General features: G+C 60.5%; 1 protein-coding gene. It reads left to right on the forward strand.

What is annotated here, in order from left to right; genetic code table 11:
* Positions 1–4 precede the first annotated feature (4 nt).
* On the forward strand, positions 5–256 hold a 252-nt coding region (locus ACR9ZK_RS22595), incomplete at its 3' end, for a GntR family transcriptional regulator (protein WP_481344166.1).

The following is a 256-nucleotide window of genomic DNA, read 5'->3' on the forward strand; positions in this document are numbered from 1 at the left end:
ACATGTGACAACGCACTCCGGGGCGCTACCCCCTTCTAACGGCACATCGAATTCAGCGCTGGAACAGCTACGCCAGTTGGTACAACAGCATCCGGATCAGACGCAGCCACTGCCTGCGGAGCGTGATCTGATGCAAATGTTTGAGGTCGGCCGCCGGGAAATCCGCCGGGCGCTGGATGTGCTGGAAGAAGAAGTTCGCGTGTGGCGCAAGCAGGGGAAAGGCACGTTTATCGGGCCGAATGGTCCTGCCCAGCCG

It is taken from the genome of Monashia sp. HAY1-5C (assembly GCF_056755255.1).